Raw genomic sequence first — 7,834 nt, 5'->3', positions numbered from 1 at the left:
ACAACAATCTTTTATTTAAGGGGTAAACCCCTTTAATTTAATTAGGAGTAAAATCAATATAAAAAAATAAATAGAAACTAATCTTCATTTCTATAATCACATTTAAAACAGAGAAAGAATTTTATTAAAAAATAAATTCCAATCATCATAAAATTTATATCTGATTTCATCATAAAAAATTGAACTCTACTGGACGTAACCTTATTTTTCCTCTTAAAATATAAGACTTTCCTTTGACGGCATAAATATAAACACCTATATTTTGAGTATCCACAGCGGATATGCTCTTTTAAAATAGAGGAAGAAATGATTAAAGTAATTTAGTCTAAAGCTGCAATCAAGCAGCTAACGAGGATCGATACTCGATATCAGAAGGCGATAAAACAAAAGGTGAGTTCGCTAACAGATTTTCCTCTTGTTGGTCTGGATATCAGAAAATTATCAGGATTCGATAACAGATATAGACTCAGAGTTGGCGATTATCGGGTTTTGTTTGAATTACTGGATGGAGAACCTAACATCCTAGAAATTCAGGAAATTAGGCGGCGCCAGACAAAAACCTATTAACAAATAGGTAAGTTTTCCCATTTATACCCTATAGATTTCAAGGTGCATCGCGACGGCAAGGGAGCGAATCCCCAAGAGCATAGATAACTATGTGACTGGGGTGAGTGAGTGCAGCCAACAAAGAGGCAACTTGAAAGATAACGGGAATAACCATTTACCTCTAAGGGCTACGTAACTACGTAAACATACGGAGCAAAAGAATATGGCTAGTATTCAATTTATTACAGACGAGCATGGCAAAAAACAAGCCGTTATTTTACCAATGGACGAGTACGAAAGACTGTTGGCAGCCGCGGATCATGATGAAGATTATCAAATTATTCCCTATACAGCGGGTCCAAATGACAATGAAACTATTCCTCATGAAATCGTTTCTATCATGGTAGACGATGAAGTTTCACTACAAGCCGCTTGGCGTATTTATCGTGGACTATCACAAGCTGAGGTAGCGGAAAAACTGGGTATAAAACAAGCTGCCGTTTCTCAGTTTGAGAAATCAGATCGCCCACGCAAAGCAACGATTGAAAAATTAGCGGCTTTATATGATTGCCGAATAAGTCAACTAGTGCTCGACTGATTAAAAGAAAATCACCAATATAAAAATAAAAAAGAGGATGGCAGGCCAGAACCTGCCTCCTACTTTATTAATTGGCGGGCCATATATGCGATATAACTTCAAATTCTGCATTTTGAACATCACGGCTAATGTTATAGACTACAATTTTATAGAAATTAACAAGATTAGGCGGTGATGCAAGTATATCGGAGTTACCGGCGTCAACATCAACATGGGTATACATATTATAACTTCCAAACGGACTAGCCCAATAATTTATAGCCCTAATATGTGCAAAACCATTGTTTCTTATAATTGCATCACTGAATTCAGAAGGGAATGCTGCATTACCAGAATTATAAATTTCAAATCCATGTGGATTGGTCAACAGTATTTTTCTTGATCGAATGTCAGTGTTTTTATACATAGAATCCAATACAAAGTCAATTTCTGCGCTTTCAGTACTGCTAAGATTGGAAACTACTATTTTATATCGGTAAAGAAGGTGAGTAGGTCTTGCGAGTATTTTAACTTCTCCAAGATAAACATCAACATAACTATACTGCTGATAATCTCCAGTCAGACTAGCCCAGTAATTTATAGCTTTAATTGGTGCTATACTCCTGTTTTTTATAACTGCCGTTGGGACAGTATTGGGCATTACAATATTGCTACTACTATAAATCTCAACGGTTTGAAGAGGACCTACAGATATTCTTTTTTTCGTTGACATTATTCTTTTCCTTATTATTTATGTTGTTTAGTAATATATATAACAGGCAGTTTTACCTGTAAAATTTAACTTAACACTTTCCACAAACAGTTAAATATTGAAATTTATCAGCCCAGTGAAAAAATACAATCAACGAATTCATTGTATATACTTTGTCATTCAATCATGTAATAAATAACAACCGAAATAATAAGGTGATGTTTTTTCCGCATTATCTATTCTGATAACAATTCTCTCTCTCATTTCTATTACGACAGCAGTACCATACCATTAAATACAACAAACTTTTGAAAAACAGATATAAATAATGCATTTATTAGGTATAATAAAGTTATAATTATGTTATGATAAGTCATTATATCAACAAAATATTATGAGATTGAATAGATGGATTTGGAAAAGTTAAGAAAATTAACCCTCAGTAGTGGATTCACATTTAAAGAGCTTCTTATGCTGCAAAGGACCTTTAAAAATCTTGACGATGATGAAAGAAGATATGTAATAAGATATTACACAAAAAGCGATAATATTTACAATGTTATAATAGTGCTTGCTGAAGATGCCGGCGATCCCGTGTTATTTTTTTCTCTCATGTATATAGGTATCATAATAATGGAAATTTTCCTTCATAACGAAAATACAGTATCCTATTTATCATTAATATCGATTATTTATATTATTTCAACCATTATATGCATATGTTATAAATCTTTTTATCACCGCTATCGTTATAATTTTTGCACCTGCATAAAATTAGTCATTTTCTATATTCGCTTCAAAATAAAAGAACAACTCAAACAGCTATAAAAAATAAGCATGTTACGGTAAAAAATTTATATAGTTAGAAAACGAGTTTAAAAAAATGGATTTAATTGACTTAAGAAAACTAATATTAAATAGTGGATTCACCTTAAAAGAATTACTTAAGATAAAGAGAAATTTTATTGTTCTGCATAAAGATGACCCATATATTTATGATAAATATCAAAGTAAAACAGATTGTTTTTGCCATTATCTGTTATTTATAGCTGAAGAAGTCTCTTTACCATTAACATTTTCTACTTCAGTTTTTTTATTTATAATAACAGGCATGTTTTTCAGTGAAATGGCATATGGAATTCCATTAATGTCATCTATTTACTTATTTTTTGCTATTTCTGCTTTTATTTACTACAGCCTTTCCGTTAGCTGTAATTTAATCACAGGTTCAAAATTGTTAATTTTCTATATTCGTTTTAAAATAAAAAATAAATTTAACCATTGAGTTCACCAATAAAACATGATAAAAATAACTGATTATAAGACCAAATAAAATCGAGCATAAATAAATGAACCTAACTGACTTAAGAAAATTAATATTAAATAGCGGACTCACCTTTAAAGAATTGATTAAGATAAAGAGAAACTTTATTATGCTATATAAAGATGAGCCTGATGTTTATGACAAATACCAAAGTAAAACAGATTGTTTTTGCCAATATATTTTACTTATAGGTGAAGAAGTCGCCATGCCATTATTATTTTTTACTCCAATTTTTTTATTTATAATTTTAGGTATGTTTTTCAGTGATATGGCATATGGAGTTCCATTAATGTTTTCAATTTACTTATTTATTTCAATCTCATCTTTTATTTATTACAGTTTTTCCGTTAGCTGTAATCTAATCACAGGTTCAAAATTATTAATTTTCTACATTCGTTTTAAAAAAATAAATTTAACCCTTGAGTTCACCAATAAAACATGATAAAAATAACCAATTATAAAACTAAGTAAAATCGGGTCTAAATAAATGAACCTAACTGACTTGAGAAAATTAATATTAAATAGCGGATTCACCTTAAAAGAATTAGTTAAGATAAAGAGAAGCTTTATTATTCTACACAAAGATGATCCTGATATTTATCATAAATACAAGAGCAAAACAGATTGTTTCTGTCATTATCTATTATTTATAGCTGAAGAAATCGCCACACCATTAATACTTTTAACCTCAGTCTGTTTATTTATAATATCAGGTATGCTTTTCAGTGAAAAGGAATATAGTATTTCATTAATGTCACTTATTTACTTACTCTTTTTTATCTCATTCTCAATTTATTATAGCCTTTCCGTTAGCTGTAATCCTATCACAGGATTAAAATTAACAACACTCTATATTCGTTTTAAAATAAAAAACAGATTTCAATCATCATAAAGCTTATATATATCCTCTACTAAAAGTTTGACTTTATACATACTACCAGATATTTGAATGGTTAAAATAGGACTCGGTGTTAACCGCCATTTTCTGGTAAAATCCGAATTAATATATCTGAACAATTTCCCCGCTCCCGGTTTAAGCTTGAACATTCCATACGTTCCATACGCACTCGCCGCTAAATCGACTGAACTATAGGCAACATCAGCTACATCATTACCATAACCTAAAGCATGAGAGACATGCCTATATCCTTCCCTAACCCAACCTATATCTTGATTCTCATAAAGAATCGGACTAATAGATTCATAAAAGTTATTAGCTCCATGAGCAACTAATATAACCCCCATCGATTGAACTGCTTTAGACTTTAAAAACTTCCTTGAATTAATTACAGCAAAACCAGCAACTGCTTGAGCACCACCGCCTATTTTTGCGTATTTAACCACGCCCTAATCTTCAAATATATCGGTTACAATATATTTGGTATAATCCTTACGCCTTAAAGCCTGACATTCTCTTTCCGTTATTTCATATTCATCTTTTACTTCATAAACCAATCTCTTCTTTTCATTTACATCAAAGGTATTTTTAAACTCACGTGTTTTTATATTAACAAAGTCATCAATTTCTTTTAAATATGACATTCTCAACTGGCTATCCTCTATAAAAAAGCTGGCAGCCAAGTGTGCTTTACGCTTCAATGACGAAGCGTAATTATTTAAATCATAAGAAAGATGGGATATCCCTTTCATAAAAACCTCAATAAACGTTGTCTTCCCATATGCTATATGCACTGGTGCCGGACATAACATGTTCCCACGTTATTGACTTATACATTAAAGATAAACTTTCCTGTGGCTGGCATTCATTATGCGTAGATGAATTTGGATAAAAGCCATTCAATCCACATAGATATGCGCCAGTGAGTTTTATCTTATAATAGAGTTCTAAACCACCTTTAGTTGATGTTCTGTAAAAATAAAAAATACATTGCAGCGATTCTTTATTGGTTATGGCTAATCCCAAAAGAGGAGAAGATTTGTCTATTGGTTTTCTTATCTCAACCGGTTGATGGTTAACATGTTGACCTCTGGTTATATTAGACGTCAATTCATAAACAAATATATGGTCTTCATGACCAAGCTGACATGTGTTACCAATAGAATCAACCGTTGAACATCCCTGTGATATCAAACCTTGTTTATCACCCTTAATTTCCAAATAGATTATATTTGCCATAAAAAATCATCAATTAGTTAACATTCAAAAATATGAATATATAGTATATTGATAAGAAATGTAATATAACTGTTGGTTTCATTTCCAAAGAGTGTGATAAACCTCATGACAAGAAAAGTTTCGTTAATCCTTTGGTGTTAGAAATAGAATTTAACTGCTATAAATATTCCACTTAAATCAACCTTGAAAGCCATTAACAATTAAATATTACGAGATATACTTACTGAAAACACTTAAAGTTATTTCTTAATAGAATAGCCAACCCCAAAAAAGTGAAATTTAATATCACCTAAAATAAAGGATGGCAGGTTAAAGCCTGCCTCCTTAAATCGGTTTGCTAGATAATTAAATTCTTAAAATATGCCCCATAAAGGTTCAACTACCAATTCCAAAACTGCGATGTAACTTCAATTTCTGCGTTGTAAATAGTGCTGAGATTGGTGACTATAATTTTATAGAAATAAACAGCGTTAACAGGTGCGAGAAATGTTTTCTCCTCACCGGGGTAAACATCAATATAACCATACTGGTTATAATCTCCAATCGGGGGAGCCCAGTAATTTACCGCCCTAATCGGCGCCATACCATTGTTTTTTATAATCGCCAAAGGATAATGATTGGGAAATATTACATTTCCATGCTTAAAAATCTCAAACGATTGACCAGGGTTTATAGCTATAACTTTCGATGACATTTTATTCCTTCCTTATTTTAACTGTTATTTAGTGACATATATAATAGGTGATTTCACCTATGAAATTTAACTTAACACTTTCCACAAACAGTTAAATATTGAAATTTATCAGCCCAGTGAAGAAAAATACAGCCAACAAATTCATTGTATATATATTTCATTCAATCATGTAATAAATAACAACCGAAATAATAAGATACTGTTTTTTTTCGCATTATCTATTCTGATAACACTTTTCTCTCTCATTTCTATTACCACGGCAGTATCATACTATTAAATACAACAAACTTTTGAAAAACAGATATAAATAATGCATTTATTAGGTATAATAAAGTTATAATTATGTTATGATAAGTCATTATATCAACAAAATATTATGAGATTGAATAGATGGATTTGGAAAAGTTAAGAAAATTAACCCTCAGTAGTGGATTCACATTTAAAGAGCTTCTCGAAATGGAATGTTTTCTGTAGCCCATTAACTGACAGCAATCTTTGTGAAAGCAGTTTTTAAAAGTATTCGATGAGACCCAATATGGTAAAAATCGGGCAGATCTGAGTATCAATAAATAACCGAAATGATGATTGAGAAAGAAATATATTAACTATGATGGAATTACGAACCATTATTGCATAATAAACATACAGAAAAATAGCATCACCTTACAAAGTTTCATTACAACGCATCTAAAGTAGTCACTCTCTGTAAACCTACCATAACGCTATATTCTGCAACATTACACATTAACCAATTCTCTTACCCGTAGTTCACTTGAGATAAACAAATTTACTTTGTATGTATGCGTGCATATGTTGATGTCAGGTTGGGAGGATATATAATCAACTGACCTGAAAAAAGGGCTGACTGCCGTTGGATGTGAACTTAGAAGGCATAACGGAGGTAGCCTCCAAATTTGGTGGTCACCTATAACCGGAAAGACGTTCCCTGTCCCGTAAAAAAAGATCTGCTTATCGGCACCGTCAAATCTATAAAGAAAATGGCGGGGATTTAATCCCCGACGACTTTGGAGGTCATCATGTTTTTCTCAGTAGGTGTTGAGTTGCCGAAAGATGAAAACACCGCGTATGGTCTAGTTATTCCTGCGCTGTGTACCGAAAATTATGGCTGTTTTTCTGCCGCTGATAATAAAGAAGACATTGCGATAATGGCGCGTGAGGCTGTCTTACTAACAGTAGAAGATATGGTCGCAAATAATAGCACAGTTGAACACATTAAGGATGCTGGCTATCTGGTTTATGCAGAAAACACAGAATATCAATATGTTGATAGCTGGTTTGTTATCGACGTTGATTTGTCTGAATTTTCCGGAAAGCAACAACGTATTAATATCTCACTGCTTGATATGCTCATTCAGCGTACTGAAATCGTGTCAAAGAAAGTCCGGCACAATATCGAGACCGAAGTGACCTTTAGCAAAAGCGGCAAAACATGAACTCAGCTAACACCAGGCGCATAAATGCGCTTGGTGTTAAAAAGCACTCAATTGACGCTGTTTTTGTAAATCCCTCGATATCGGTGTGAATGTAAAGCTCGAATCATAGACTTCGTACCGTTTTAGTGGATATATGGTTCCGAGTGAAGATACGGAGCATATAGATCTCACATCAGCCTCAGAAGCCCAATAGATTATTAAACTTTCTACTAATTTATCATAATTAAAGTCCTTTAATTAAGAGCGTCAAAATGCATCCTGTAATTGCACCAAGGATAAAATATTTTATTTTTCTTTTATTAGTAAGTTTTTTTTGTCTTATTTCTTCATCTGTCCTTATATGGGCATCCCAACCAATATGCCTAACTGCACTTTTATCTAAAATAACCG

10 protein-coding genes and 2 pseudogenes are annotated in these 7,834 nt (G+C 32.2%); 7 read left to right on the top strand and 5 right to left on the bottom strand.

Annotation, left to right across the window (positions count from 1 at the left end; genetic code table 11):
- Positions 1-336 precede the first annotated feature (336 nt).
- Complete coding sequence (locus OO184_RS18120; RefSeq protein WP_265380375.1) at positions 337-567, top strand: type II toxin-antitoxin system RelE family toxin; 231 nt, start codon at positions 337-339, stop codon at positions 565-567.
- 202 nt (positions 568-769) lie between these two features.
- Positions 770-1,144: a helix-turn-helix domain-containing protein gene (locus OO184_RS18115; protein WP_088372843.1), complete on the top strand. Its 375-nt coding sequence runs from the start codon at positions 770-772 to the stop codon at positions 1,142-1,144.
- Positions 1,145-1,211: 67 nt separating this feature from the next.
- On the opposite strand, the gene OO184_RS18110 is transcribed toward OO184_RS18115, so the two are convergent.
- Positions 1,212-1,856: a hypothetical protein gene (locus OO184_RS18110; RefSeq protein WP_265380371.1), complete on the bottom strand. Its 645-nt coding sequence runs from the start codon at positions 1,854-1,856 to the stop codon at positions 1,212-1,214.
- Positions 1,857-2,718: 862 nt separating this feature from the next.
- On the opposite strand from OO184_RS18110, the gene OO184_RS18105 reads away from it, so the two are divergent.
- From OO184_RS18105 to OO184_RS18095, 3 genes are all read left to right on the top strand, one after another.
- Positions 2,719-3,120: a hypothetical protein gene (locus OO184_RS18105; RefSeq protein ID WP_265380370.1), complete on the top strand. Its 402-nt coding sequence runs from the start codon at positions 2,719-2,721 to the stop codon at positions 3,118-3,120.
- Positions 3,121-3,184: 64 nt separating this feature from the next.
- Entirely contained in the window at positions 3,185-3,601 is a 417-nt protein-coding gene (locus OO184_RS18100) for a hypothetical protein (RefSeq protein ID WP_265380369.1), read from the top strand.
- Between the two features lie 45 nt (positions 3,602-3,646).
- On the top strand, positions 3,647-4,051 hold the full coding sequence (locus OO184_RS18095) for a hypothetical protein (RefSeq protein WP_265380368.1): 405 nt from the start codon (positions 3,647-3,649) through the stop codon (positions 4,049-4,051).
- Here the strand turns inward: OO184_RS18095 and OO184_RS18090 are convergent.
- From OO184_RS18090 to OO184_RS18075, 4 genes are all read right to left on the bottom strand, one after another.
- Positions 4,039-4,503, bottom strand: a complete 465-nt coding sequence (locus OO184_RS18090; RefSeq protein WP_265380367.1) for a DUF4225 domain-containing protein — start codon at positions 4,501-4,503, stop codon at positions 4,039-4,041. The two genes, OO184_RS18095 and OO184_RS18090, sit on opposite strands and share 13 nt — an antisense overlap.
- Positions 4,504-4,506: 3 nt before the next feature.
- Positions 4,507-4,809: a hypothetical protein gene (locus OO184_RS18085; RefSeq protein WP_265380366.1), complete on the bottom strand. Its 303-nt coding sequence runs from the start codon at positions 4,807-4,809 to the stop codon at positions 4,507-4,509.
- 7 nt (positions 4,810-4,816) lie between these two features.
- Complete coding sequence (locus tag OO184_RS18080) at positions 4,817-5,296, bottom strand: Hcp family type VI secretion system effector (protein WP_049584663.1); 480 nt, start codon at positions 5,294-5,296, stop codon at positions 4,817-4,819.
- Between the two features lie 379 nt (positions 5,297-5,675).
- Complete coding sequence (locus OO184_RS18075; protein ID WP_036777367.1) at positions 5,676-5,990, bottom strand: hypothetical protein; 315 nt, start codon at positions 5,988-5,990, stop codon at positions 5,676-5,678.
- Between the two features lie 849 nt (positions 5,991-6,839).
- On the opposite strand from OO184_RS18075, the pseudogene OO184_RS18070 reads away from it, so the two are divergent.
- Together OO184_RS18070 and OO184_RS18065 are read left to right on the top strand one after the other, a co-directional pair.
- A pseudogene (locus OO184_RS18070) lies at positions 6,840-7,003 on the top strand (type II toxin-antitoxin system HicA family toxin).
- Positions 7,004-7,027: 24 nt separating this feature from the next.
- Positions 7,028-7,454 (top strand): annotated as a pseudogene (locus tag OO184_RS18065) (type II toxin-antitoxin system HicB family antitoxin).
- The last annotated feature ends 380 nt before the right edge of the window (positions 7,455-7,834 follow it).

This window comes from Photorhabdus aballayi (assembly GCF_026153155.1).
Lineage (GTDB): Bacteria > Pseudomonadota > Gammaproteobacteria > Enterobacterales > Enterobacteriaceae > Photorhabdus > Photorhabdus luminescens.
The sequence above is the reverse complement of the archived record's forward strand: the minus strand, read 5'-3'. Positions and strand labels throughout refer to the sequence as shown.

Excerpts from the sequence above, each read along its gene's own strand:
- OO184_RS18115 (WP_088372843.1), top strand. The coding sequence starts at position 770 with ATGGCTAGTATTCAATTTATTACAGACGAGCATGGCAAAAAACAAGCC.
- OO184_RS18110 (WP_265380371.1), bottom strand. The coding sequence starts at position 1,856 with ATGTCAACGAAAAAAAGAATATCTGTAGGTCCTCTTCAAACCGTTGAG.
- OO184_RS18105 (WP_265380370.1), top strand. The coding sequence starts at position 2,719 with ATGGATTTAATTGACTTAAGAAAACTAATATTAAATAGTGGATTCACC.
- OO184_RS18100 (WP_265380369.1), top strand. The coding sequence starts at position 3,185 with ATGAACCTAACTGACTTAAGAAAATTAATATTAAATAGCGGACTCACC.
- OO184_RS18095 (WP_265380368.1), top strand. The coding sequence starts at position 3,647 with ATGAACCTAACTGACTTGAGAAAATTAATATTAAATAGCGGATTCACC.
- OO184_RS18085 (WP_265380366.1), bottom strand. The coding sequence starts at position 4,809 with ATGAAAGGGATATCCCATCTTTCTTATGATTTAAATAATTACGCTTCG.
- OO184_RS18080 (WP_049584663.1), bottom strand. The coding sequence starts at position 5,296 with ATGGCAAATATAATCTATTTGGAAATTAAGGGTGATAAACAAGGTTTG.
- OO184_RS18075 (WP_036777367.1), bottom strand. The coding sequence starts at position 5,990 with ATGTCATCGAAAGTTATAGCTATAAACCCTGGTCAATCGTTTGAGATT.